The following is a 26,442-nucleotide window of genomic DNA, read 5'->3' on the forward strand; positions in this document are numbered from 1 at the left end:
TTAAATTATTTCTACTGATGAAGCCCTATAAGATCATATACATATTCGACGCTTTGTGTACTTGGTGCTATGGATTCAGCCCCGTTATTAAAGGATTATATGATATCTTTGGAAGCAAATTTGAATTTGAAGTATTAAGCGGAGGCATGATTTTGAATGAAAGAGCGGGTTCTCATGCTGATCCATCCCAGGCTATTAATGCATCATACCCTAATGTAGAAAGTACAACAGGAATTACATTTGGGAAAGCATTTCTTGATCATCTGGAAAAAGGAATGATTAACTATAGCTCAGAAAAACCATCCATTGCTTTATCTGTGTTTAAAACATTTCAGCCGGAAAAGGCTGTACTATTTGCCCACGACCTGCAACAATCAATTTATTTTGATGGTAAAGATCCAAACAGTACAGAACTGTATCGGTATTTAGCTGTAAATTTTGGAATAGATCCGGATGAATTTGAGAGCATGCTCTTGCAGGAAAATTATAAAGATGCAGCGTATTATGATTTTGCTTTGGTAAAACAATTGCAGGTTGAAAGTTATCCGGCCGTTCTGGTTCAGGAAAACGAATCAAAATTTTTTCTGATAGCTAAAGGATTCACTGATTTTGAAACCCTGGAGTTACGTTTAAATAACGTGATAAAGGAAATTCAGGTTAAAGCTAAAGATTAAGCTTTTCGTGAATTTTCTGAATGTCGGTACAAAGTTTATTAACAAACTCTAATTGCTCTGTTAAAATTCTGTTTTCCGGGTCAGTTGCGGGAGGGATATTCAAAATTAATTCTTCAGTGCTTTTAAAATCCGGAATCGGGTCCAAATTAGCATCATTTATCATCTCGGAAATAGTGAAAAGTGATTTTCGAATCATCTTTACGTGTTCTGGCTGCACGTTCTGTGAATTTAAATGATCCAGACTGGATATGAGCGTTGCAGTATAAGAAGAAAGGATGTGGTTTAATACAATGAATTTGTGAAGTTCTTTATTGTTTTTTTGCTTCTTTTTAGGCTCTGACAACATTCTCTGAAAAGCACTTCCAATATTTGCAGAACTTAGATAAACTGATTTTCGGGCTAATTTATATGAAGTGATATCAAAGGGTTTTCCCGCCATATTATCTGCTACTTTTAACAGATAATTGTAATTGGCAATTAAAACTTCCTGAACATATTTTTTAAGCTGCTGATATTCCCAGCTTGGAAGTACAAAGTTATTAGCCAGCAAAGCTATAAATGAACCAATAAATGTATCAATAATCCGCTCGCGGGCAATGTTCAGATTATTCTCGCCTAAAAAGCTGAACAGAATTAAGATGTAGGGAGTCATAAATATAACGCTCACCACATAATTTAAACGCTGAAAACTGTAAGATGCTACCATAAAAAACAGCAAAAAAACAAACAGAATCTTTTCATCCTTTATCAGAATTAAAATCACCGATCCGATAATACCACCTGCCAGAGTTCCGATTAATCGTTCATAATTTCTTTGCTTGGTTAAACTAAAACCGGGTTTTAAGATCACTAGGATAGTCAGTAAAATCCAATAGCTGTGAAAGCCGATCGGCAAAATTTTGGAAACTAAATATCCAATTAAGCACACTACCGCAACTCGTATAGAATGCCTGAAAATTGAAGAATTCAGATTTAGATTACTCCCTATCTGTTTAAAATCAAAATCCTGATGGGAGACAAATTTAGCCAGGTCTGATTCACTCCTGATTTTTTCTTTTTCTAACTCGCTGACATTAAAATAAGTAAATATTTTTTGAGTTCGGGTAACCATGTTCCTGGCATTGACCAGTATTTTTTTAAGAACCATGTTATTTAATCCAAACTCCGACTCAACCCGGTCAACCGCCGCTTTCAGGTTTTCTAATTCAGTCTGGAAATTTTGAGTGTTCACCGGATGATCATTCCTAAGAACATGGTAACTTAAATTATCCAGTTCATTCGCAATTTTCTGAATAGTAATTTTGAATTTTTCCAGAACTTCTGTTTTCCCGTATGTATTTCTAATGGCCTGATAATCATATAAAGTTGCCATAGATTGCTCAAAAAGGTCTACAATATCTACAAATATTAGAATTAGCAGACGGCCGGCCGGGGTAGATTCTTTAGTCATCATCCGGTTATTAAAAAGCAACTCTCTCAAGGTATCTTGCTGCTGATGAACCAAAACCTGTTGTTTTATAAGATTACCGTAATTTTCGTCAAAATCCCCGTTTACATCATAAAACTTAGATTTTAAGCGGATGTAATTTGCAACTTCAGCAATACATTCTCCCAGAGCTTGCTGGGCTAATCTGTAAGGCCGTATTTGGGAGACTGAAAGACTAAGTATTGTATACCAGATGCCTCCCAACAAAATATATAATGTATGTTCCCAAAAATTTGAATTGTTTGTTTGAGGATCAATACTTAAAATCATTACCAGTAAAGAAGCGGTACCAATAGCAGATGCTCTTGCTCCATAAATAGAAAACATCGAAAAGAAAAAGCATAATAACACAATTTCTAATCCCACAAGCACAGGATGATTATTAACTAAGCCGGTAAGTAATGCTGTAAAAAAAAGAAACAGATTGCAGATCAGCATTCCATTTCTTTTATGAAGGTAGGGTCCGGGATTATCTGCAAGGCTTACACAAAGTGCACCAAGTGATACCGTTACTCCAATTGCAAGGTATCCCAGATAATTAAAAATTAAAGAGGGGAGAAGAACGCCCAATGATATTCGCAGGCCATCAGAGAAATATTGACTGAAAACAAAGGTTTTAACCTCTCTTGTTTGTATCATAATCATAACAAGCTTCAAAAAGCCTGTTGTAAACACAAAAATAAATAATTTAATAAGGCAAATTATAACCAGCTCTCTGTAATCAGAAAGCTGGTTGTAAAATTAAATAGCAGTAACCCGGGTATCAATATTACCTCGTGTTGCTTTTGAGTAAGGGCATACGCGATGTGCTTTATCTGCAAGTTGTTGCGCTTCTTCAATTGTTATTCCCGGAATATGAACATCCAATTCTGCAGATAGTGTATTTGCATTGCCATCCTGATTAAAGGAAACACTTACTGTAGTTGTAGCTTCTGATACATCTACACCGTCTTTTTTTGCAATGGCACTCAAAGCACCCAGATAACAAGCTCCCCACGCTGCACCAAATAATTGCTCCGGATTAGTTGCTCCACCCTGACCACCCATTTCATGCGGTTTTTGAAGGTGAAGATCTAAAATACCATCTGATGATTTTGCATTTCCATCACGTCCGCCTTTTGCAGTTACTACTGCTGTATATAATTTTTCCATATTCGTATTTTTCCAAAGCTAACCCTTAAAGTAAAAAATTGTTCCATATCGAAGTAATTTAAATACTAAAAAATTTAGTATTTTTGGAGACTATGTCTGAAAGAATTCGTGAAAAACTATCCATACTGGCCGATGCAGCTAAATATGACGTCTCATGTTCATCAAGTGGAAGTAACAGAAAAAATCATAATAAGAGTTTAGGAGATGCCGGAAATGGGATTTGCCATACCTACACAGAAGATGGACGGTGTGTGTCGCTTTTGAAAATTCTACTAACCAACTTTTGCATTTATGATTGCGCCTATTGTGTAACGCGAAAAAGTAACGATATCAGGAGGGTGGCTTTTACGGTACAGGAAGTAATTGATCTTACTATAAATTTTTACCGGAGAAATTATATTGAAGGATTATTTCTTAGCTCCGGAATTTTTAAAAATGCAGATTATACGATGGAAAGATTGGTTCAGGTTGCAAAGAAATTACGGCTCGAACATAAATTTAATGGGTATATCCATTTAAAATCTATTCCTGGAGCCAGTAATGAATTAATGCATGAAGCAGGATTGTATGCCGATCGTTTAAGCATAAATATAGAAATGCCTACAGAGAGCGGATTAAAACTTTTAGCTCCTGATAAGAATCGGAATGATATGATCCAGCCAATAAATTATTTGAAGAATGAGATTATTCTTCATAATGATCAAAAAAAACTAATTAAAAAAACGCCCATGTTTGCACCGGCGGGCCAAAGTACCCAAATGATTATTGGCGCAACTGCAGAAAGTGATAAGGATATTATGCTTACAGCTGATAAATTCTACAAAGATTTTAATCTTAAAAGAGTTTACTATTCAGGTTTTGTTCCTATTAGTAATGATAAGCGTTTACCCGGCTTAGGAAGTTCAGTACCGATGATCAGAGAAAACCGTTTGTATCAAACAGACTGGTTGATGAGATTTTACGGATTCAATGTTAAAGAGCTTTTAAACGATAGCAATCCTCATTTAGATTTGGATATTGATCCTAAACTGAGCTGGGCTCTTCGGAACTTAAGTCAGTTTCCTGTAGATATTAATAAGGCAGATCTGCAAATTCTTTTACGTATTCCCGGCATTGGTTTACAGTCCGCTTATAAAATAGTTCAGGGACGAAAATTTCAAAAGTTAAATTGGGAACATCTTAAAAAAATAGGAATTGCGGTTAACCGAGCCAAATATTTTATTACCTGTAATAGTCATGCCTATGAGCGAAGGGACTTGACAGCAATGAATATCAAACAATATATTCTCTCGGGCTCATCTGGAAAAAACATTAAAAACAATCCATATCAGTTGAATTTATTTTAATGGCCATTACTACTATAATATATGATGGCTCATGGGAAGGATTACTGACTATCGTTTTTGAAGTTTATGATAGGAAATTATCAGACTTTAGAGTTTACAGGATTTCTGAGTCTCAACCTGCGCTTTTTGGAGAAACCTTATTAATTAATATAGATCAATCAAAAGCATTAAGAGTTTGGGATGGGCTTAAAAAAAAGTTAAACGGGCCAGCCTGCCGAAATTTATTCTCCTGCTATTTATCAGAATTAAAGGGCGTAGAAGATTTATTAATTGAGTTTATTCAACTTGTTTTTTCCTCAGTGGGTTCAGTTGAGAAATCTTTTACGAATCCATGTGTGCTCCGTTTATCTCAGATTGGAAAAATGGTACATCGCGAAAAGCATAGAATGGAAGCTTTTGTGAGATTTAAACTAACAAAAGATGAAATTTATTATGCTGCTATTGAACCTGATTATAATGTTATACCCTTGATTTTAAACCATTTTAAAAATAGATATGCAGATCAAAAATGGTTGATATATGATCTTAAAAGAGGTTATGGCATTTATTATGATCTGAATTTTGTAGAGGAAATAACCCTTGATAAAAAACCACACATAAATCCGGAAAGTAACTTGCTCGAGGATTCAGAAATTTTATACCAAAATCTTTGGAAAGACTATTTTGAAAATGCCAATATTAAATCCCGTAAAAATACTTCTTTACATTTAAAGCATGTTCCGGTAAGATATTGGAAATATCTGATTGAAAAGAATTAATTCAATTTTATAAAAAGAGAAGTTTGTTATAAAATGTTGAAAATGATTATTAACAATTGTTAAAAACTCAGATAAATTTATTTGAATATTTGGTTTGTTATGTTTAAAAGCTGATTTTATAAACCTAATTCCTGGAAAAATATGTTTAAAATATGTTTAAAATTAATTTTAAATTTTTCTTGTCATATGTCAAATAAAGTCTTACCTTAGAATTATCAAGAACGAAGTACTTTGACAACCTGAAAGAATATCCTTAAGAACTAAGACTCTCGAGTTAAAGTATCGGATTATTCAAACTTAAACTCAGATCAGAAAGTCGAAAGACAGCAGACTGAATACTTAAGTTCCAAAAGACAGGCATTACCTATACTACAACGATTCTACGGAAGAGTTGTAACGATAAAGTAATGGATTACGGGTGCTAATGTTTGAAAAGACAATTAGACTACGAATTAGTTGATTTGCAGAAGACTTGATACTTTGATGTAACTACGGTTGCTGAAAAAGTTAAAACGGAAGTTCTAATCGAAAGAGGCGAACTTCCGTTTGTTTTTTTTAAAGCGTTTTTTTAAACTCTTTCTCTGTTTTTACCTATTTTTAGTCATATGGCTAAAGAAATTAATCCTCCCTTACAAAAGAAAATTTTCGTTCTCGATACTTCAGTAATTCTTTACGATCACGATGCATTTCAAAATTTCCAGGAACACGATGTAGCAATCCCAATACAAGTTTTAGAAGAGCTGGATAATTTAAAATCCGGTAATGAAACCCGTAATTTTGAAGCCCGCAGTTTTATCCGGTTAATGGATGAATTTTCTAAGAATAGTTTGATTAATGAATGGCTTCCCTTAAAAAGTATTGGCTCCGGCAATTTTAAAGTGGTGATGGATGAAAAACCATCTGCTGCGGATGCGGAGAAAATTTTTGGGGAAGGGAAGTTTGATCATCGGATATTAAATAGTGCTTTAAACCTTCAGGAAGAATTTCCGGAAAAGAAAGTTATTCTTGTATCAAAAGATATTTGTCTTCGTTTAAAAGCGAAAGCGCTAAATCTATATTCTGAAGATTATGAAACAGGAAAAGTTAAAAACGTTGAAGAACTTTACAGCGGAAAATCCACTCTGGAAGATTTATCCAATAAATTTCTGGACGAATTAATAACTAAAGGGAAAATTCCGGCAGAAAAATTAGGTGTTCAAATTCGCCAGAATAATCATTTCTATATTTTAGAGAATAAACATAAAACCGTAATAGCCAATTACGACCCTCTTACCCATTTTCTAAACTATATACCTGAACAATCTGTATTCCAAATAAAGCCAAAAAATCCTGAGCAGGCTTTTGCAATACATGCATTACTTAATCCAAATATTAAATTGGTTACAATTCAGGGAAATGCCGGTACTGGTAAAACCCTGATTGCGTTGGCAAGTGCATTAGAGCAAAGAAAATATTTCAGGCAGATTTTTGTAACCAGACCTATAGTGCCATTAAGTAATAAAGACATCGGCTTTTTGCCTGGTGATGTAAAATCTAAAGTTGATCCCTATATGGCTCCCATCTGGGATAACTTAAAATTTATAAAAGAGCAGCAGGGTGATGATGATAAAACGCAGGCAAAAATTGATGAGCTGATTAGTAATGAAAAAATAGCTGTTGCACCTCTGGCTTTTATCAGGGGAAGAACTTTGACAAAAATATTTTTTATTGTAGATGAAGCTCAGAATCTAACTCCGCATGAAATTAAAACTATAATCTCCAGGGCCGGGGAAAATACCAAAATTGTATTTACAGGTGATATATACCAAATTGATACACCCTATCTGGATGCAGAGAGTAACGGACTTTCTTATTTAATTGATAAGGCTAAAAATCACCCACTTTATGCGCATATTACTTTACAAAAAGGGGAGAGGAGTGAACTTGCTAATCTGGCGACAGATTTATTGTAAAAAGCCTTTAAACGCAAAAAGCATGTCTCTCGACATGCTTTTTTGCTCAATGATATATGTTGATTTAGTAAACAACTTTCACATTAACAGCGTTAAGGCCTTTTTTGCCACGCTCTACTTCGTACTGAACTTTATCGTTTTCACGAACTTGATCAATTAAACCAGATGAGTGAACGAAAATATCTTCTTCACCTGACTCTGCGGGTACGATAAACCCGAATCCTTTAGTTTCATTAAAAAACTTTACTGTACCTTCTTTTTGCATTGTGTTGTTATTATTAATAATTCATGCAAGGTAAGGAAAATAAATTAGTATCCAAGTTTTTTTTAAAATTTTATAAAATAGTTTGAAGTGCAGGTTTTATAGAGCTGGTTCGTTTACATATATTTTAGATTTCACTGAGTTTGAAAGAATCCAGCATGCGGACCCCTCGTTCTGTTACTTGTAAACTACAACATTCAATGAGGGGGTCATGCTCAAAATATAAGAGATAGTCGTTGGCGGCTGCTTCATCTAGAAACGATTTTTTTTCTATAAGCGTTTTCAGGGGGAACATATCATAAGCCATTATATATGGCAGAGGAATATGAGCCGCAGAAGGTAAAAGGTCAGCCATGTAAATAATTGTTTTTCCCTTATGATGAATCTGGGGAAGCATCATTGCATCTGTATGGCCATATGCAAAACGAATTTTGATTTCCCCTGTAAAATCAATACCGTCTTTGGTTTCAATAAATTTCAACTGTCCGCTTTCTTGTATGGGAAGAATATTATCTTTTAAAAACGATGCTTTTTCACGGTCATTAGGATTAATGGCCCAATCCCAATGTTTTTCATTGCTCCAGTATATAGCATTTTTAAATGCCGGGATTAGTTGATCATTCTTTCTTATAATTGATCCACCGCAATGGTCAAAGTGTAGGTGCGTTAAAAAAACATCCGTAATATCATCTCTTGAGAATCCATGTTTAGCTAAAGATTTATCCAGTGTATCATCCCCGTGAAGATAGTAATGGCCAAAAAATTTATCGTCTTGTTTATTTCCAATTCCATTATCAATTAGAATAAGTCTGTCAGCATCCTGAATTAAAAGGCAGCGCATTGCCCAGGTGCACATGTTATTTTCGTCAGGATGATTTAATTTTTGCCACATTGTTTTTGGAACTACACCAAACATAGCACCGCCATCCAGTTTAAATAAGCCTGTATCAATTGTAAATAAATTCATTTCTTATGATTTGATTAATAACAAAGTCATTCTTTACCGAAGGTAATAATTTACAAACAGGTCGGGAATCCAAAATATAAAATTCAGTTAAGGTCTCTCATATTAATTTTAGTTTATTTTATAAGCTGAGCTAGGCAATCATATATAGATCAATTATTAAAATTGAAATTCTTATTTTTCCGAAAAAAAATCTTTATGAAACAAATATTCCTGCTTTTCATGACTCTGTTTTTTTGGACTTCATCATTTGCTCAAAAAAAGGTTCGTTCTTTAAATTCATCTAATTCTAAGTTTGAATATGATAGTATTTTATACAGCAACCTTCAATATCGTCAATTGGGACCTTTTAGAGGTGGTAGAAGTGCCGCAGTTGCCGGTGATTTATCAGAGAAAAATCTTTTCTATATGGGTGCCACCGGCGGTGGAGTATGGAAAACTCAAGATGGCGGGAATAACTGGAAAAACATTTCTGATAAATATTTTGGCGGGAGCATTGGCTCGGTGGCCGTTGCAACTTCGGATAATAGTATTTTGTATGTAGGTGAAGGTGAAAACACCATGCGTGGTAATGTTAGTGAAGGAATAAATGGTATTTGGAAAAGCGAAGACGGAGGAAGAAGCTGGATAAACAGAGGATTAAAAAATACAAGACATATCACACGAATTATTATCCACCCTAAAAATCCAGATATTGTTTGGATTGCTGCAGTTGGACATTTATTTGGTCCGAATGAAGAAAGAGGGGTTTTTAAAACGTTAGACGGTGGAAAAAATTGGAAACGTGTTCTATATGCTAATAATTTATCTGGTGCTGTAGATTTGGTTATGGAGCCTGATAATCCTAAAGTATTGTATGCAACTACTTGGAGAGTTATTCGCACGCCTTATAGTATGGAGAGCGGAGGAGAAGGAAGCGGTTTATGGAAAAGTACGGATGGGGGAGATAGTTGGAAAAATATTTCGAGAAATAAAGGTTTACCAAAAGATACGCTGGGGATTTTAGGTATTGCTGTAAGTCATTCAAATCCCGACCGGCTATACAGTATTATAGAATCTAAAACCGGCGGATTATTCAGGTCGGATGATGCCGGCGAATCCTGGTTAAAAGTGAACAGTGAAAATGATATTCGTCAAAGAGCGTGGTATTATAATAAAGTATTTATAGATCCTAAAAATGAAAATACAGTATATGTTTTGAATGTAGATTTTTTGCGTTCAAGAGACGGCGGAAAAACTTTTCAGGCCATTAATACACCTCATGGTGATCATCATGATTTATGGATTGATCCTAAAGATGCGAACCGGATGGTGATTGGTGATGATGGGGGAGCGCAGATAAGTTTCAATGGAGGATCTAACTGGAGTACTTATGAAAACCAACCCACAGCTCAGATTTATCGCGTAAGTACAGATAATCATTTCCCTTACCGGATTTTAGGTGCTCAGCAGGATAATTCTACTATTCGAATTATGTCAAGAACCTATGGAGGTGCAATAACTGAAAAAGACTGGGAGCCAACTGCAGGTGCAGAATCAGGCTATGTTGTTGCTGATCCATTAAATCCCGATGTGGTTTATGGAGGAAATTATGGTGGTTATTTATCCCGATTAGATCACAAAACTGGTGAAAACCGTGCGATTACAGTCTGGCCTGATAATCCTATGGGATCCGGAGCAGATGTATTAAAATATCGTTTTCAATGGAATTTCCCGATCTTCTTTTCTCCCAATAACCTTAAAGAACTTTATGCTGCCGGAAATATTTTATTTAAAACAACTAATGAAGGCCAAAGCTGGGAAGCAATAAGCCCGGACCTGACACGGAATGATAAGAAACGCCAGGCACCGAGCGGAGGAGTAATTACAAAAGATAATACTAGTGTTGAATATTACGGTACCATTTTTACCGCAACAGAGTCACCTTATGAAGATGATTTATTGTGGGCCGGAAGTGATGACGGATTACTTCACGTAAGTAAAGATGGTGGAAAGAACTGGCAGAATGTTACACCTAAAGGAATGCCAGAATGGATGATGTTTAATAGTATTGATCCGGATCCATTTAAAAAAGGTGGGGCGTATGTAGTTGGAACCAGGTATAAATCTGATGATTATCGCCCGTATATCTACAAAACTGAAGACTACGGAAAAACCTGGAAGCTGATCACAAACGGAATTCCTGATAATCATTTTGCAAGGGTTGTGCGTGCAGATCCAAAACGTCCGGGACTTTTATATGCGGGAACAGAATTTGGTATGTATATATCCTACAACGACGGACTTAACTGGAAGCCTTTTCAGTTGAATTTGCCCATGGTTCCAATTACCGATCTTACCATTAAGGATAATGATTTAATTGTGGCAACTCAAGGCCGATCTTTTTGGGTGTTAGATGATTTAAGTTTAGTTCAGCAGCTTAATTCAGGATTAACGACAAAAAATCTGAAGGTATTTAATCCCGGAGAATCTTATCGGAAATCCGGGTTTGTAAACCCGAACGCAAAAAATGCAGGTATGAATCCTCCCAATGGAGTAATTATAAATTATTTTTTAAAAAATGTTTCAGATTCTGCCAATGTATCTGTTAACTTATATGATTCAGCCAATAAGTTTATAAGAACTTTTAGCACCAAAGGAAAGGCTGATGATAAACTGAATGTTAAACCAGGAATGAATCAGTTTGTATGGAATTTGAGTTATCCTTCGGTTGAGAGGATTGACGGCATGATTCTCTGGAATGGAAATGTAAGCGGTCCGAAAGCCGTTCCGGGAAATTATAAAGCGGTTGTTAAGTATGGAGCAGATTCCTCTGAAGTGAATTTTACTATTAAGGCCGATCCCAATTATAAAATATCTCAGTCGGATTATCAGGAACAGTTCAATTTTTTATCACAGGTTAAAGATAAATTTTCGGAAACCCAAAAGGGAATTAAAGAGATCAGGAATATTCGTTTGCAACTGAACAGATTTACTGAGCGTGGAAAAGATCTTCCAAAACAACTGAAAGACAAAGCTGCCGAAATCAATAAAAAGATCACAAGCATAGAAGAAACGCTTTATCAAACCAAATCCCGAAGCGGGCAGGATGTACTTAATTATCCGATCAGGCTTAACGATAAACTTTCGGGAGTTTTTGATACCGCAAATTCTGGATTTGCAGCGCCAAGCAAACAAGTTAAAGAAGTGTATGCGGAACTGTCCAAACAGATAGATGTGGAGTTATCCAAGCTCAAGGCTGTCAAGGAAACTGATCTCAAACAATTTAATGAACTGGTTATAGCTAAAGCAGTTCCCGCAATAACTGTTAATTAGATATAAAAAATATGCACATAAAAAAACCGGCATCAATTGATACCGGTTTTTTTGTTTAAACTAAAATAGTTTTATAGATGAATTACTTCTCCATAAGCATCAGCAGCAGCTTCCATAATGGCTTCGCTCATGGTTGGATGAGGATGAACAGATTTAACAATATCCATTCCGGTAGTTTCAAGTTTGCGGGCTACCACAATTTCAGCAATCATCTCGGTAACATTTGCTCCGATCATGTGAGCTCCTAAAAATTCACCGTATTTAGCATCGAAAATTACTTTTACAAAACCATCTTTTGTGCCGGCAGCACTGGCTTTACCTGATGCTGAAAATGGGAATTTTCCAACTTTAATTTCATATCCGGCTTCTTTTGCAGCTTTTTCTGTATAACCAACCGAAGCAATTTCAGGAGTGCAATACGTGCATCCGGGAATGTTATTATAATCTAAAGGATCAGGGTGATGACCAGCAATTTTTTCAACACAAATAATTCCCTCTGCTGATGCTACGTGAGCAAGCGCCTGGCCTTTAACAATATCTCCAATAGCGAACACGCCATCGATATTTGTTTTATAATAATCATCAACTACAACCCGGCCTTTGTCTGTTTTTACTCCAACTTCTTCTAAGCCTAAATTTTCTAAATTGGCAGTTACACCAACTGCTGATAATACAATATCACATTCTAAAGTTTCTGTGCTGTTTGCAGTTTTTACCTGCACCTTACAGCCACTGCCAGAAGTGTCAACTGATTCAACATTGGCACCAGTCATTATAGTTATACCGGCTTTCTTTAAACTGCGAAGCAATTGCTTGGATATATCTTCGTCTTCGACAGGAACTATATTATTTAAATATTCTACTATGGTAACCTTGGTGCCAATGGAGTTATAGAAATAGGCAAACTCAACGCCTATTGCACCTGATCCAACAACAACTAAAGACTTTGGCTGCTCCGGCAATGACATCGCCTGACGGTAACCAATAACCTTTTTACCATCCTGTTTAAGGTTAGGTAACTCACGTGAGCGACCGCCGGTTGCAAGAATTGTATTGGTGGCTGAATATTCTTTTATTGATCCATCAGAACCTTTAACTTCTACTTTACCGCCTTTTTTAATTTTGGCAGTTCCCATAATCACGTCAATTTTGTTCTTTTTCATCAGAAACTGGATCCCTTTGCTCATACCATCAGCAACATCGCGACTTCTTTTTATAATGCTATTAAAATCTACTTCTGCACTCTGGACTTTAATTCCATAATCGGCAGCATGAGTTATATATTCAAAAACATTTGCGCTCTTTATTAAAGCTTTAGTTGGAATACATCCCCAGTTTAAGCAAATGCCGCCTAAAGATTCGCGTTCTACAATGGCAACTTTAAGTCCCAACTGAGCCGCACGTATGGCTGCAACATAACCACCGGGTCCGCTTCCTATAACAATGATGTCGTAATTCATATAATTAATGAGTAATAGAACAAAATAATTGAGCGCCAAATCTAAGAAAATAGAATTCTAACAAGAAATGTTTAAGCGCATAAGCCTGTTTAAATTACAAAAATGAAGTTTTTATGGAAATGTCTAAAAATAAGCGCATTGTTAACATTAAGTTAACATGATATACCTTCTTTTTTTGAAAAACCTGATTATCTTTGCCGAAATTATAAAAACCCACAGGTAGATTTAAATCTAACAAACAAAAAACAACATGAAGAAAATTTTACTCTCTACGCTTGTTTTGTTATTGACGGCATTTAGCATGTATGCCCAGGTAACAACAAGTAGTTTAACCGGTACGGTGTCTGATGAAAGAGGCGAATCCTTACCTGGTGCAACAGTAATAGCAGTTCACAATCCATCTGGAAGCCGCTATTCTACTTCAACAAATGTTCAGGGAAAATATACTGTTCCCGGCATGCGTGTTGGTGGTCCTTATACTATTACTGTAAAGTTTATAGGTTACAAAGATCGCGTAATTGAGAATGTGAGTTTAACTTTAGGAACAGCTTCTACTGTTAATGCGAAGTTAGATCCGACTACCACTGAATTAGTTGAAGTTATGGTAACGGCTAGTCCTAAGAATGCAATTATTTCTTCAGACAGAACAGGAGCAGCTACTAACATTGGCCGTGAAGCAATTGCAAGTCTTCCAACTATCGGAAGAACAATCAATGATTTTACACGGTTAACTCCCCAGGCAAATGGTCAGTCATTTGGTGGACAGGATAACCGTTTAAATAGTATCACTGTTGATGGTTCATTATTCAATAACTCTTTTGGATTATCCGGACAGCCGGGTGGCCGTACAGGTGTTGCGCCAATTTCTTTGGATGCAATTGATCAGATTCAGGTTAACATCGCACCATTTGACGTTCGTCAGTCTGGTTTCGTAGGAGCCGGTGTGAATGCGGTTACTAAATCAGGAACTAATAATGTAACCGGTACGTTTTTTTACAATGTTCAATCAGAGCAGTTTGTAGGTGATAAAACAAAAGAGGTTAACCTGGTAAAACAAAACTTTAACTCTACGCAGTTCGGTTTGAGTTTAGGTGGCCCTATCGTAAAAAACAAATTGTTTTTCTTCGTAAATGCTGAGAAACAAAAAAACAGCACGCCAGCATCTTCTTTCTTCGCACGTGAAGCAGGACAGACAGCCGGAAATAATATTTCTTCAGTTTCTTCTTCGGAACTAGCTTTGGTAAGTAACCAGTTAGCATCTTTAGGTTACGAAACAGGAATTTATCAGGCATATAATTTTCAGACTAAAGGTGATCGTTTCATCAGCCGTTTAGATTGGAATATAAATGATAAGAACAAATTCTCTATTCGCTATAACTATTTGAATTCATCTGATGATAAGCCGGTTTCTAATTCATCTTCTTTAGGTTTTGGTAATCGTTTTAACGGATCAAGATCAATGAGTTTCCGTAATTCTAACTACAGTCAGAACGAAAAAATTCATTCAGTAGTAGGAGAGTTAAACTCAACTTTCGGTAAATTTTCAAATACTTTTATAGCTGGTTACACTTACCAGAATGAAGATCGTGGATCTGCAGGAAATCTTTTCCCATTAATTGAAATACAAAATGGAGGATCTACCTATATTACTGCGGGAACTGAGCCTTTCACACCAAACAATAAATTAAGTTACAGTACCTATCAGGCATCAAATAACTTAACTTACTATGCTAACAAACACACGTTAACGGGTGGTATCAGTGTAGAGCGCTTAGAGTTTGCAAACGTATTTTTCCCGGGTTCACAGAGTGTTTACGTATTTAACAGTCTTAATGATTTTAATACTGCTATTAATTCTTATAAAGCCAATAATAGCTTAACTACTTCACCTGTATCTTTAAGACGTTTCCAATTACGTTTTTCAGCTTTACCAGGTGGTGCAGAGCCAGTTCAGGAAACCAAAGTTTGGTATACAGGAGCGTATGTTCAGGATGAATTCCAGGCAAATGAAAATTTCAAAGTAACCGCAGGATTAAGAGCCGATATTCCGGTTTTCGATAAAACAGGTTACTTCAATGCAAATGTTACTCCTTTAACATTTAAAAATGGTGCTGGTGAAAACGTACAGGTTAGTACTGATGAATTGCCGGCTTCTAAATTATTATTATCTCCAAGAGTTGGTTTCAACTACAATGTAAAAGGAGAAAGTGATCTTCAAATTCGTGGTGGATCCGGATTATTTACCGGTCGTCCTGCTTTCGTTTGGATCTCTAATCAAATCGGAAATAACGGTGTATTATCAGGATTTGAATCTATCGACAATACTACAAATCGTCCTTTCAGTCCAAATCCTGCTCAATATATCCCGGCAAATCCTTCAGCTGGTTTACCAACCACATATGAGCTAAACGTTACTGATCCTAATTTTAAATTCCCACAGGTTTGGAGAAGTAACTTAGCATTTGACAAAAAATTATTTGCCGGTTTAGTAGGTACAGCTGAGTTCTTATACTCAAAAGATATCAACGCTGTTGATTACGAGAATATCAATCAGGAATCTTCAACTGGTTCATTTGCCGGTCCTGATGCTCGTCCAACCTACCCGGGTTTAGGATTAAGCAGTACAGCATTTAATAATGCATCAAGAATTAATGATAACATTACCGCTTTATATTATTTAACAAATACAGACGAAGGATATTCTTATTCTGCAACTGCTGCAATTGAACGTCCTTACAGAAAAGGTGTTTATTTCAAAGCTGCTTACACTTACGGAAAATCTAAAAACGTACTTAATGCAGGAAGTAACGCAAGTGGTTCTTACAACAACAACGCAATTGTTTATGATGCAAATAATGCTCCATTAGCATTTGCTGCTGACGATCAGCGTCACCGCGTAATTGCTACCGCTTCTTATAAAAAATCTTATAAAATCGGTTCTTCTGAAATATCTGTTTTCGGCGAAGGTCGTCAGTCAGGTAACTTCAGTTACATTTACTCAGGAGATTTAAACGGTGATGGTAACACAAATGATTTAGTTTACATTCCAAACAATGCATCTGAATTAAGATTTGTTCCAAGAACTGTTACTGTAGGCTCTGGTGCAAATGCGGTTTCACGTACTTTTACTGCTGATGAGCAAGCTCAATTATTTGATCAGTATATCAGCCAGGATGATTATTTAAGCAAAAATCGTGGTAAATATGCAGAACGTAATGGTGCTTTGTTCCCATGGTATTACAGAGCTGATGCTGCATTCATCCAGGAATTCAACATCCGTGATAACGGTAAAAACAATATTTTGCAATTCCGTGTGGATGTGTTCAACGTTACCAATATGATCAACAAAGATTGGGGTGGTGGTAAATTTGTAAATCAGTCTAGAATCTTATCACCACGTGGTACTGATGCTTCCGGAAACCCAACTTACCAGTATAACAACTTTTCAGGAACAACTCCTGTAACTTCAACTTTTGGAAATACTACTTCAATTGGTGCTGATACTTACCGTGCTCAATTTGGATTCCGTTATATTTTCAATTAATTAATATCAACTAATTTGAAACCCGCTTCAATTATTGAAGCGGGTTTTTTTATGGCTTAAAAATTGACTAGTTGTGTAATCAAATACATTCATTGTTATCTTTGTTAAACATTAAATTATCAGCATGAGAAAAATGAAATTAATAGCCCTCTGGGCTATCGCTTTTGTACTGCTAACCGGCAACATGGTTAAGGCAGACGAAGGAATGTGGCTTCCGATGCTTATCGGAAAAAACTATGAACAAATGAAAAAGGCGGGATTTAAATTAACTCCCGAGGATTTGTATAGTGTAAACAAAGCCAGTTTGAAAGATGCCATCGTATCGTTTGGAGGATTTTGTACTGGTGAAATTGTATCTAAAAATGGATTAATTTTCACTAATCATCACTGCGGATATGATGCCGTAGCTTCTAATTCAACTCCGGAAAACAATATGCTGGATAGTGGTTTCTACGCTAAATCATACGCACAGGAAAAGCCTATCCCTGGATTATTTGTTCGTTTCCTGGTTCGTATGGAAGATGTAACTCCTAAAGTTATGGCAGCCATTAAGGGTGTTCCCGAAGCAGAAAAAGCGGCTAAGATTGCAGAGGTATCCAAGCAAATTGCAGCCGAAGCAATGGGTGGAACTACCCAGGAAGCAGAGGTAAAAGATATTTATAAAGCCAATCAATATCTTCTGTTTGTTTACAATCGTTTTAATGATGTTCGTTTGGTAGGAGTTCCTCCTCAGTCAATCGGCAAATTTGGTGGCGACACTGATAACTGGGAATGGCCCCGTCATACCGGAGATTTTTCAATCTTTCGCGTATATGCTGACGCAGAAAACAAAGCGGCCGCATATTCAGTAAATAACAAACCATATACTCCTAAAAAATCTCTTCCGGTTTCTATCAAAGGCGTTAAGAATGGCGATTTTGCTATGGTTTACGGATATCCGGGCAGAACAGATCGTTTTTTAACATCTTACGGAGTTCAGGTTGCCACAGATAAAACGAATCCGGCAATCGTAAAACTCAGAGATATTCGTTTAAAAGCCTGGAAAGAAGAAATGGATAAAAGTGTGGATACACGTTTAAAGCTTTCTTCGCAATATGCTAATATTGCCAATTACTGGAAATATTACATCGGGCAAACCGAGCAGTTGAAAAGACTTAAAATTTACGAAGAGAAGCAAAAACAGGAAATGGCTTTTACAAATTCTGTAAAGGGTAATCCCGAGTATGCTAATTTATTAAATAATTATAAGACTGCTTATGCTGCTTATGAACCTTATGCGGTACACAGCATATATGCCGGCAGCAATGGTTTGTTAGCGTCAACCTGGGTTCGGAACGCAAATAATTTTTCAAGAGCTTTAAGCAGTATATCAGCCAGAAAAGATGATCAGGCGTATGCTTCTCAGGTAAATGCTACCGTTAAAAATATACTGGCTGATTATGAAAATACGTATAACGAAATTGCAGATAAAAAGATCTTTGCAGGAATATTAACCGCATTTTATAATGATGTTCCTAAATCTCAGCATCCGAAATTTATTACTCTGATTGTTGAAGATTACTGGAAAGGAACACCTGAAGCTACTTTTTCTAATTATGCAAATTACCTGTGGGATAAAAGTGTTTTGATAAAACCTGCTTCTCTCAAAACTTTCTGGGAAAAACCAAGTCAGGAGATTTTAGAAAAAGATCCGGGATATTTATTTGCCAAAAACCTGAACTCTGCTGATTATGTAAAAGCCAATTTCGGTTCAATTTTATCTGATTTTGAAACTGCTAAAAATAAATTGGACAATATCTATTTGAAAGCACTTTTAGAAAACAATAAAGGTAAGTTGATGTATCCGGATGCTAATTCTACAATGCGGATTACATACGGACAGGTTCAAAATTATTCTCCTAAAGATGGAATTACATATGATATTTCCACAAATATTGACGGAATGGTTGCTAAGTATCAAAAGGGTGATGATGAATTTGATCTTCCGCAGTCTTTATTAGATGCGTATGCAAAACGTGATTTCAGAGAATATGGAGAAAACGGAACTCTTCCAGTCGGATTTATTTCTAACAATGACATTACCGGTGGTAATTCAGGTTCTCCGGTTATCAACGGAAATGGCGAACTTATTGGTCTTGCTTTTGACGGTAACTGGGAAGCTATGAGTGGGGATATTGCATTTGATAAAAACTACAAACGCACTATTTCAGTTGATGCCCGTTTTGTTTTATGGTGTATAGATGTTTTGGGAGGCGCTAAGAATATTATCAATGAACTTGATATTCGTCGTGATAACATGGTTGCAAAACCTAACAAGTCTACTTTGAAAATGAAAAAATAATTGAGATAGTTTTAATGAAAAAATCCTCTTTAGTATTTAGCTAAAGAGGATTTTTTTTTGATGAATGTTGATTTAGTGATAGACAAATTCTCCATATTCAGAAAGTATGGTTACCTGTTTTTTATCCGCCTTTTCTACACGCCCAACTATTTGAGCATCAATATTAAAACCTTGGGAAATACGAATAATCTCATCAGCAATCTCAGCAGGAACATAAAATTCCAAACGATGACCCATGTTAAATACTTTATACATTTCTTCCCAGGAGGTGTCAGACTGGTCTTTAATCAGCCCGAACAGGGGAGGAACAGGGAATAAATTGTCTTTAATTATATGTAGGTTATCAATAAAATGCAGAATTTTAGTTTGTGCACCGCCGCTGCAATGCACCATTCCATGAATTTGATTCCGGTAATTTTGCAGTATAGCTTTTACAACAGGAGCATATGTTCTTGTAGGTGAAAGAACCAGCTTACCAGCTGTAATTTCGGTATGATTATCAATTTGTATTGTATCAGTAAGTTTTTTATTTCCGGCAAAAACTAATTCATACGGAACAGAGGGATCATAACTCTCAGGATATTTTTCGGCCACATATTTATGAAAAACATCATGCCTTGCGGAGGTAAGTCCATTAGATCCCATCCCTCCGTTATATTCCTTTTCGTAAGTTGATTTGCCGTATGAAGCCAGCCCAACAATTACATCTCCTGGTTTGATATGATCATTAGAAATTATATCCTCCCGTTTCATTCGGCAGGTTACGGTAGAATCTACAATAATGGTGCGTACCAGATCGCCAACATCGGCAGTCTCACCCCCTGTTGAATAAATGCCGATTCCGGCTTCTCTTAGCTCAGATAATATGTCTTCTGTTCCATTAATAATTTCAGCAATTACTTCAGCAGGAATCAAATTTTTATTCCGGCCAATGGTTGATGATAAAAGTATGTTATCAGTTGCTCCAACACATAAAAGGTCATCCAGATTCATGATAATTGCATCCTGTGCAATTCCACGCCATACAGATAAATCCCCGGTTTCTTTCCAGTAAACGTATGCGAGAGATGATTTTGTACCAGCTCCGTCTGCATGCATAATATTACAATAATGATCATCGCCCCCTAAAATATCCGGAATGATTTTGCAAAATGCTTGTGGGAAAATGCCTTTATCTATATTCTTAATGGCATTATGTACATCTTCTTTATCGGCAGAAACGCCGCGTTGATTGTATTTGGAATTAGACATGGGGGCAAAGTTAAGTTTTAGATTCGAAATTGGGATTTGAGATTTGGCTTAAAACGACAAATTTCCGTCTGGACGGAAATTTGTCGAATTCAAATAAAATTCTGATATGATTTTATGGATCTCTGGGATCTATTTTATAAATAACATTTCTCTGAATTTTGGTAAAGGCCACTGTGCGTCATCAACTAATTGCTCCAATTTATCAACGTGATAGCGAATCGGGTCGAAATATGTTTTAACAATTTCGTCATAAGCGATAGATTTATCTCTTACATCTTCCAACTTATTGGCTTTTTTACGTTCTTCAATCATTTCATCTACATTGCTTTTAATAAAGTTGATATGCTTGGAAAGATCATTGATTATTTCCATCTGACCTTTATAAGAATCGGCATTCATTCCCAGATCTTTCAATCCGCGAACGTTTTCTACCAGTTTACTTTGGTAAGATATAGCAGCAGGAATAATTACGCTGTTAACCAACTCACCCATAATACGGGCTTCAATCTGAAGTTTCTTATAAAAGCTCTCCATTCTGATCTCATAACGGGCATGAGCTTCGCGATGGTTAAATACACCTGTTCTTTCAAACAACTGCATTGTTTTTTCAGCAATATCAATATCCAAAGCTTTTGGAGTAGTTTTAATATTGGATAAACCACGTGATTCGGCTTCTTTTTCCCATTCCTCACTATAGCCATTTCCTTCAAAACGGATATCTTTTGATTCCTTAATATATTTTTTCAGAATGATCAGAATAGCGATATCCTTTTTCTCTCCTTTTTTAATTAATTTATCAACCTCTGCTTTGAATTTAACAAGCTGATCTGCAACAATAGTATTTAAAACGGTCATTGCTGCCGATGAATTTGCAGAAGAACCTACTGCTCTGAATTCGAATTTATTTCCAGTAAAAGCAAAAGGAGAGGTACGGTTACGGTCGGTATTATCTAATAGGATCTGAGGTATTTTAGGAATTCCTAACCATAGTGAATTATCTTCCTTTATTTTTTTACTGATTCTTGAGGTTTCCACTTCATCAAGCACATCACTTAACTGACTTCCAAGAAAAGTTGAAATAATAGCAGGAGGAGCTTCATTGGCGCCTAATCGATGATCATTGCTAACGGATGAAATAGAGGAACGTAAAAGATCTGAATGCTCATATACAGCTCTTATTGTGTTAACAAAAAATGTAAGAAACATCAGATTGTTTTTCGGGGTTTTACCCGGCGATAATAAGTTTTTACCTGTATTGGTAATTATGCTCCAGTTATTATGTTTTCCTGAACCGTTAATTCCCGCATATGGTTTTTCGTGAAGTAAAACCTTAAAATTGTGACGTTTGGCAATTTTGTCCATCAAATCCATAAGCAATTGGTTATGATCAATTGCAAGGTTGATCTCTTCATAAATTGGTGCACACTCAAACTGTGAAGGTGCCACTTCATTATGACGGGTTTTTAAAGGAATACCTAATTTCAATGCTTCGGTTTCAAAATCAAGCATGTAAGCATACACTCTTTCTGGAATAGTTCCAAAATAATGATCTTCAAGCTGCTGTCCTTTGGCAGACATATGACCGAATAAAGTACGACCTGTCATTAACAAATCCGGACGTGCATTATATAAAGCCAGATCTACTAAAAAGTATTCCTGCTCAATACCCAGGGAAGCCGTAACTTTAGTAATAGATTTATCAAAATAACCGCAAACATCTACAGCAGCTTTGTCTAAAGCAGAAAGTGCTTTTAATAATGGAGCTTTGTAATCTAAAGCCTCACCTGTATAGGATACAAAAACGGTAGGAATACATAACGTTTTACCGGATTTACTTTCCATTATAAAAGCAGGCGAAGATGGATCCCATGCGGTGTAACCACGTGCTTCGAACGTATTTCTGATTCCGCCGCTTGGGAAACTGGATGCATCCGGCTCTTGCTGAACTAACGCATCTCCTGAAAAATGCTCAATAGCAGAACCATCTACTGTAGGCTCAAAAAATGAATCGTGCTTTTCAGCAGTAGTACCGGTTAATGGTTGAAACCAATGTGTATAATGAGTAGCACCTTTGGCCATGGCCCAGGCTTTCATAGCTGTTGCAACTTGTTCAGATACTTCGCGATGCAAAGGCTCACCTAAGTCAATTGAATTATTAATACTTAAGAATGCTTCTTTGGATAAAAAGTCTTTCATTTTCTTTTTATCAAATACATTTACTCCAAAAAAATCAGAAATTTTTGAAGAAGGTGTTTTTACTTCAGGAATTACTCTTGAAAGCACCGCGTTTAAAGCTTGAAATCGTAAACTCGACATATTTTTCTATGGTTTTTTGATTAATTAGTCACAAAAGTACTGTTCTTTATTGCAAAATCTAAAAATTTGTCTAAAAAAAATAATAAAATCGAATAATATTTCTTTAAAATTTAGAATCTTACTCATCGATTGAGATTTATTTACTGTCATATTTTATAATTTCAGCTTCTTCTGGTACAAGTATTGTTCATTAACAGCAGAATAAACTAATAATTATGATTAAAAATTATCTAAAAACTTCAGCTTTGGCTGCGGCTATTTTATTTTCAGGCAATGTTATGGCCCAGGATAGTACGAGCTCTGCTACTTATTTAAAACCTTTTTCTTCAGGAAATTCTTTCAGAACCTGGTCTGTTGGTTTTAATGGTGGAGTTTTAAGCCCTGTAGTTCCATTTGGTAAAAATGATTTTACAACCTGGAAAGCTGATCTGGGTTATGGAGGATATATTAAGAAGCAAATAATTCCTGCATTCGGTATTCAGGCTAATTTTTTGGCCGGTAAACTTAAGGCTGATAATTCAGAACCACTGGGCAATGGAACATCTTTGAATAGTCCGTTTGCATCTTATGTTACCAAACTTGAATACTCAGGTAGTTTAAGCGGTAATTTAAGTTTAGGAAATATTTACTGGATGCATCGTCAGAATGTAATACAGCCTTATCTTACTGCTGGTGCAGGAATTATGAGTTATACTACTAAATTAACAACAACTTCCGGAGAGCAGGTTGACTATAAGCCTGGTGATAACATTCGTGAATTATTTATCCCGGTAGGAGCAGGAATGAAATTTGTCTTGTCTAAAGGTGTTAATTTAGATCTGGGTTATACCATGAATTTTGTAGATGCAGATAATGTAGATGGTTATCCGAATATCCCCCAAAACGATAAATTTTCTTTTGCTCACATTGGTTTGGAATTTGCTTTGGGCCCGAAATCAAAACCTCAGCTGGCAACTTATAATCCGGTGGCAGCCATGGAAGCAGATTATATTTCCAGAAATGCCTCGTTAAGAGAAGAGTTAGCTGCAGAACGGGCAAATAATGCCCAGCGAATGGCTGAAATAAATGCTGAGTGGAAAAAATTCCTGAATGATGCCGATAAGGATGGTGTTTCGGATCATTTTGATAAATGTCCGGATACTCCCGCCGGAATTCAGGTTGACGGAGCAGGCTGTCCATTGCAGATTACTGTAAATAATCCTGTAAAAGTAATTGTTACTGAAGAAGATAAAAGAGTGGTTGCAGAAGCCATCCGAAATCTTGAATTTGATTTTGGTAAAGCCAGTATTCGTTCTACCTCTTTTGAAAGTTTAGACCGTGTTGCCGGAATATTGGTAAACAAAAACTTTAGTTTACAATTGGCAGGTCATACTGATAATGTGGGTAATGATGCATCAAACATGAAACTTTCTAAAGATCGTGCAGAATCTGTAAAATCTTACCTGGTCAGCAAGGGAGCTAATCCTTCCCGGATTTCGGCAACAGGTTTTGGAGAAGGTCAACCTATTGCCTCAAACAAAACTGAATCAGGTCGTCAGCAAAACCGGAGAGTTGAATTCACTCTTTACTAATAAAGAATAGTTAATTAAATAAGAGACAGCCTGCGCTGTCTCTTATTTTTTAAATTGTAATCCAAGTTGCAAACCCTAAAGAATGTATTTAAAACAGGGAAGGAGTGCTGCCTGGTTTTATTCTGTTAAGGTGCTTGTACGCATTTTCGGTACATTCTCTCCCTCTTGATGTTCGCATCAGATAGCCCTCCTGAATTAAAAAAGGTTCATAAACTTCTTCTATGGTTCCTTCATCTTCTCCTACAGCAGTAGCAATTGTTTTTAAACCAACAGGTCCGCCTTTAAATTTGTCAATTATAGTTAGCAGGATACGATTATCCATTTCATCCAAACCATGCGTATCTACATTCAGAGCATTTAAAGCATACTGAGCTATTTCTGTGTCAATGCTTCCGTTCCCCTTAATCTGAGCAAAATCTCTGGTTCTTCTTAGTAATGCATTCGCGATCCGGGGAGTACCCCGGCTTCTTCGGGCGATTTCATAAGCTCCTTCATCAGAGATTGGAGTTTTTAAAATTTGTGCTGAACGAAGAACTATTGTGGTAAGCAATTTGGCATCGTAATATTCCAGACGGCTATTAATTCCGAAACGGGCACGCAAGGGAGCGGTAAGTAATCCGGATCGGGTTGTAGCGCCAACTAATGTAAATGGATTTAATGATATCTGGACGGAACGGGCATTAGGACCTGTTTCAAGCATAATGTCAATTTTAAAATCTTCCATTGCAGAATACAAATATTCTTCAACAAGCGGGCTCAGCCGATGAATTTCATCGATAAATAAAATATCACCCTCTTCCAGATTAGTAAGTAAGCCGGCAAGATCACCCGGTTTATCTAACACCGGACCAGATGTTATCCGGATATTAACGCCCATTTCATTCGCTATAATATGCGACAAAGTGGTTTTCCCCAGTCCGGGAGGACCGTGCAAAAGCACATGATCTAAAGCTTCGCCACGTAATTTTGCTGCCTGAACAAATATTCTGAGATTAGCCATGATCTTAAACTGACCCGTAAAATCTTCAAAAACCTGCGGCCTTAATACTTTTTCTATTTCACGTTCAACAGGTGAAAGATTTTCCTGACTCGCATCTAAATTCTCGTTCATTTTATCTGGCTACTTTTAAATTTAGAATTGAGTTCAATTTAACCTTGCATTTTGTTTTTCTGCAATTGGTTTCTCATATTTTCTAAACCAGCTGTTAATTTTAATCTGAATAACCCCCAAAAAAGCTTCTCTGAAGATATGCGTACTCATTTTTGAAGTTCCTTCTGTACGGTCGGTAAAGATGATAGGCACTTCAACAACTTTAAAACCATGCTTGATAGCAGTAAATTTCATTTCAATCTGAAAGGCATAGCCAATAAATTTTATTTTTTCCAGATTAATGGTTTCTAAAACTCTTCTTTTATAGCATTTAAAGCCGGCTGTAGTATCCTGAATATCAATTCCGGTTATAAAACGAACATATACTGAGGCAAAGTATGACATTAATACCCGACTCATAGGCCAGTTTACTACATTAATTCCTTTAATGTAACGGGATCCAATGGCTACATCGGCTCCTTCTGTACAGGCTATTTTTAATTTAATCAGATCTTTAGGATTATGAGAGAAATCAGCATCCATTTCAAAAATATAATCGTAATTATGCTTGAGTGCCCATTTAAATCCATGGATATAAGCTGTTCCCAAACCTAATTTTCCTTTTCTTTCTTCAATATGCAGTTTACCTGAGAATTCGCCCTGTAAATGTTTTACAATATCCGCGGTTCCATCAGGAGAACCATCGTCAATAATCAGAATATGAAAAACATCGGGTAAAGAGAATACCGTACGAATAATATTTTCGATATTTTCCTTTTCATTATAAGTAGGAATTAGTACCAGGCTATCAGATAACACGTATTTATTTTTAAAAAGCGAATATAAGTGTTTAAAATAAAAACCTTGCGTAATTAACCGGGACTGTTAATTATAAAAACTATTAAAATCAAAAAGACTCATAACCGGAGCTATGAGTCTTATTGATACGATAATATATTT

Annotated in this window: 17 protein-coding genes; 8 read left to right on the forward strand and 9 right to left on the reverse strand. The window is 36.1% G+C overall.

Going from position 1 to position 26,442, the window contains the following annotated elements; genetic code table 11:
* Window positions 1–17: 17 nt before the first annotated feature.
* Window positions 18–674 (forward strand): DsbA family protein, encoded by a 657-nt coding sequence (locus G521_RS0109585; RefSeq protein WP_026898341.1) that lies wholly within the window; start codon window positions 18–20, stop codon window positions 672–674.
* Here G521_RS0109585 and G521_RS0109590 read toward each other — a convergent pair.
* Both G521_RS0109590 and G521_RS0109595 read right to left on the reverse strand, forming a co-directional pair.
* Entirely contained in the window at window positions 664–2,799 is a 2,136-nt protein-coding gene (locus G521_RS0109590) for an FUSC family protein (RefSeq protein WP_026898342.1), read from the reverse strand. The two genes, G521_RS0109585 and G521_RS0109590, sit on opposite strands and share 11 nt — an antisense overlap.
* A 102-nt stretch (window positions 2,800–2,901) precedes the next feature.
* Window positions 2,902–3,312, reverse strand: a complete 411-nt coding sequence (locus G521_RS0109595; protein ID WP_026898343.1) for an organic hydroperoxide resistance protein — start codon at window positions 3,310–3,312, stop codon at window positions 2,902–2,904.
* Window positions 3,313–3,404: 92 nt separating this feature from the next.
* On the opposite strand from G521_RS0109595, the gene G521_RS0109600 reads away from it, so the two are divergent.
* From G521_RS0109600 to G521_RS0109610, 3 genes are all read left to right on the forward strand, one after another.
* Entirely contained in the window at window positions 3,405–4,658 is a 1,254-nt protein-coding gene (locus G521_RS0109600; protein WP_026898344.1) for a putative DNA modification/repair radical SAM protein, read from the forward strand.
* A complete protein-coding gene (locus G521_RS0109605) occupies window positions 4,658–5,416 on the forward strand; it encodes a TIGR03915 family putative DNA repair protein (protein WP_036678824.1) in 759 nt (252 codons plus the stop codon). The genes G521_RS0109600 and G521_RS0109605 overlap by 1 nt, the downstream gene beginning before the upstream one ends.
* A 605-nt stretch (window positions 5,417–6,021) precedes the next feature.
* On the forward strand, window positions 6,022–7,368 hold the full coding sequence (locus G521_RS0109610) for a PhoH family protein (RefSeq protein WP_026898346.1): 1,347 nt from the start codon (window positions 6,022–6,024) through the stop codon (window positions 7,366–7,368).
* A 64-nt stretch (window positions 7,369–7,432) separates the two neighbouring features.
* On the opposite strand, the gene G521_RS0109615 is transcribed toward G521_RS0109610, so the two are convergent.
* Window positions 7,433–7,633, reverse strand: coding sequence for a cold-shock protein (locus G521_RS0109615; RefSeq protein WP_026898347.1), 201 nt, complete (start codon window positions 7,631–7,633; stop codon window positions 7,433–7,435).
* Window positions 7,634–7,757: 124 nt separating this feature from the next.
* The gene (locus G521_RS0109620; RefSeq protein WP_026898348.1) at window positions 7,758–8,597 is read right to left on the reverse strand and encodes an MBL fold metallo-hydrolase; all 840 of its coding nucleotides are present in this window, start codon (window positions 8,595–8,597) and stop codon (window positions 7,758–7,760) included.
* 195 nt (window positions 8,598–8,792) lie between these two features.
* Between G521_RS0109620 and G521_RS0109625 the strand changes: the two genes are divergently transcribed.
* Window positions 8,793–11,909, forward strand: coding sequence for a VPS10 domain-containing protein (locus G521_RS0109625; protein WP_026898349.1), 3,117 nt, complete (start codon window positions 8,793–8,795; stop codon window positions 11,907–11,909).
* 71 nt (window positions 11,910–11,980) lie between these two features.
* Here the strand turns inward: G521_RS0109625 and lpdA are convergent, their stop codons facing one another.
* The gene (lpdA, locus tag G521_RS0109630) at window positions 11,981–13,369 is read right to left on the reverse strand and encodes a dihydrolipoyl dehydrogenase (RefSeq protein ID WP_036678827.1); all 1,389 of its coding nucleotides are present in this window, start codon (window positions 13,367–13,369) and stop codon (window positions 11,981–11,983) included.
* A gap of 250 nt (window positions 13,370–13,619) precedes the next feature.
* On the opposite strand from lpdA, the gene G521_RS0109635 reads away from it, so the two are divergent.
* Together G521_RS0109635 and G521_RS16900 are read left to right on the forward strand one after the other, a co-directional pair.
* A complete protein-coding gene (locus tag G521_RS0109635) occupies window positions 13,620–16,913 on the forward strand; it encodes a TonB-dependent receptor (RefSeq protein ID WP_026898351.1) in 3,294 nt (1,097 codons plus the stop codon).
* Between the two features lie 133 nt (window positions 16,914–17,046).
* A complete protein-coding gene (locus G521_RS16900) occupies window positions 17,047–19,254 on the forward strand; it encodes a S46 family peptidase (protein WP_155975769.1) in 2,208 nt (735 codons plus the stop codon).
* 72 nt (window positions 19,255–19,326) lie between these two features.
* Here G521_RS16900 and G521_RS0109645 read toward each other — a convergent pair whose 3' ends face one another.
* Together G521_RS0109645 and G521_RS0109650 are read right to left on the reverse strand one after the other, a co-directional pair.
* Window positions 19,327–20,505: an AIR synthase related protein gene (locus G521_RS0109645; RefSeq protein WP_026898352.1), complete on the reverse strand. Its 1,179-nt coding sequence runs from the start codon at window positions 20,503–20,505 to the stop codon at window positions 19,327–19,329.
* Between the two features lie 129 nt (window positions 20,506–20,634).
* Window positions 20,635–22,821, reverse strand: coding sequence for a glutamine synthetase III family protein (locus tag G521_RS0109650; RefSeq protein ID WP_026898353.1), 2,187 nt, complete (start codon window positions 22,819–22,821; stop codon window positions 20,635–20,637).
* 215 nt (window positions 22,822–23,036) lie between these two features.
* On the opposite strand from G521_RS0109650, the gene G521_RS0109655 reads away from it, so the two are divergent.
* On the forward strand, window positions 23,037–24,392 hold the full coding sequence (locus G521_RS0109655; RefSeq protein WP_026898354.1) for an OmpA family protein: 1,356 nt from the start codon (window positions 23,037–23,039) through the stop codon (window positions 24,390–24,392).
* 88 nt (window positions 24,393–24,480) lie between these two features.
* Here the strand turns inward: G521_RS0109655 and ruvB are convergent, their stop codons facing one another.
* The gene (gene ruvB, locus G521_RS0109660) at window positions 24,481–25,503 is read right to left on the reverse strand and encodes a Holliday junction branch migration DNA helicase RuvB (RefSeq protein WP_026898355.1); all 1,023 of its coding nucleotides are present in this window, start codon (window positions 25,501–25,503) and stop codon (window positions 24,481–24,483) included.
* Window positions 25,504–25,536: 33 nt separating this feature from the next.
* Entirely contained in the window at window positions 25,537–26,301 is a 765-nt protein-coding gene (locus tag G521_RS0109665; RefSeq protein ID WP_026898356.1) for a polyprenol monophosphomannose synthase, read from the reverse strand.
* Window positions 26,302–26,442 lie beyond the last annotated feature (141 nt).

This window comes from Daejeonella oryzae DSM 19973, assembly GCF_000422945.1.
GTDB lineage: Bacteria > Bacteroidota > Bacteroidia > Sphingobacteriales > Sphingobacteriaceae > Daejeonella > Daejeonella oryzae.

Excerpts from the sequence above, each read along its gene's own strand:
- G521_RS0109585 (WP_026898341.1), top strand. The coding sequence starts at position 18 with ATGAAGCCCTATAAGATCATATACATATTCGACGCTTTGTGTACTTGG.
- G521_RS0109590 (WP_026898342.1), bottom strand. The coding sequence starts at position 2,799 with ATGATACAAACAAGAGAGGTTAAAACCTTTGTTTTCAGTCAATATTTC.
- G521_RS0109595 (WP_026898343.1), bottom strand. The coding sequence starts at position 3,312 with ATGGAAAAATTATATACAGCAGTAGTAACTGCAAAAGGCGGACGTGAT.
- G521_RS0109600 (WP_026898344.1), top strand. The coding sequence starts at position 3,405 with ATGTCTGAAAGAATTCGTGAAAAACTATCCATACTGGCCGATGCAGCT.
- G521_RS0109605 (WP_036678824.1), top strand. The coding sequence starts at position 4,658 with ATGGCCATTACTACTATAATATATGATGGCTCATGGGAAGGATTACTG.
- G521_RS0109610 (WP_026898346.1), top strand. The coding sequence starts at position 6,022 with ATGGCTAAAGAAATTAATCCTCCCTTACAAAAGAAAATTTTCGTTCTC.
- G521_RS0109615 (WP_026898347.1), bottom strand. The coding sequence starts at position 7,633 with ATGCAAAAAGAAGGTACAGTAAAGTTTTTTAATGAAACTAAAGGATTC.
- G521_RS0109620 (WP_026898348.1), bottom strand. The coding sequence starts at position 8,597 with ATGAATTTATTTACAATTGATACAGGCTTATTTAAACTGGATGGCGGT.
- G521_RS0109625 (WP_026898349.1), top strand. The coding sequence starts at position 8,793 with ATGAAACAAATATTCCTGCTTTTCATGACTCTGTTTTTTTGGACTTCA.
- lpdA (WP_036678827.1), bottom strand. The coding sequence starts at position 13,369 with ATGAATTACGACATCATTGTTATAGGAAGCGGACCCGGTGGTTATGTT.
- G521_RS0109635 (WP_026898351.1), top strand. The coding sequence starts at position 13,620 with ATGAAGAAAATTTTACTCTCTACGCTTGTTTTGTTATTGACGGCATTT.
- G521_RS16900 (WP_155975769.1), top strand. The coding sequence starts at position 17,047 with ATGAAATTAATAGCCCTCTGGGCTATCGCTTTTGTACTGCTAACCGGC.
- G521_RS0109645 (WP_026898352.1), bottom strand. The coding sequence starts at position 20,505 with ATGTCTAATTCCAAATACAATCAACGCGGCGTTTCTGCCGATAAAGAA.
- G521_RS0109650 (WP_026898353.1), bottom strand. The coding sequence starts at position 22,821 with ATGTCGAGTTTACGATTTCAAGCTTTAAACGCGGTGCTTTCAAGAGTA.
- G521_RS0109655 (WP_026898354.1), top strand. The coding sequence starts at position 23,037 with ATGATTAAAAATTATCTAAAAACTTCAGCTTTGGCTGCGGCTATTTTA.
- ruvB (WP_026898355.1), bottom strand. The coding sequence starts at position 25,503 with ATGAACGAGAATTTAGATGCGAGTCAGGAAAATCTTTCACCTGTTGAA.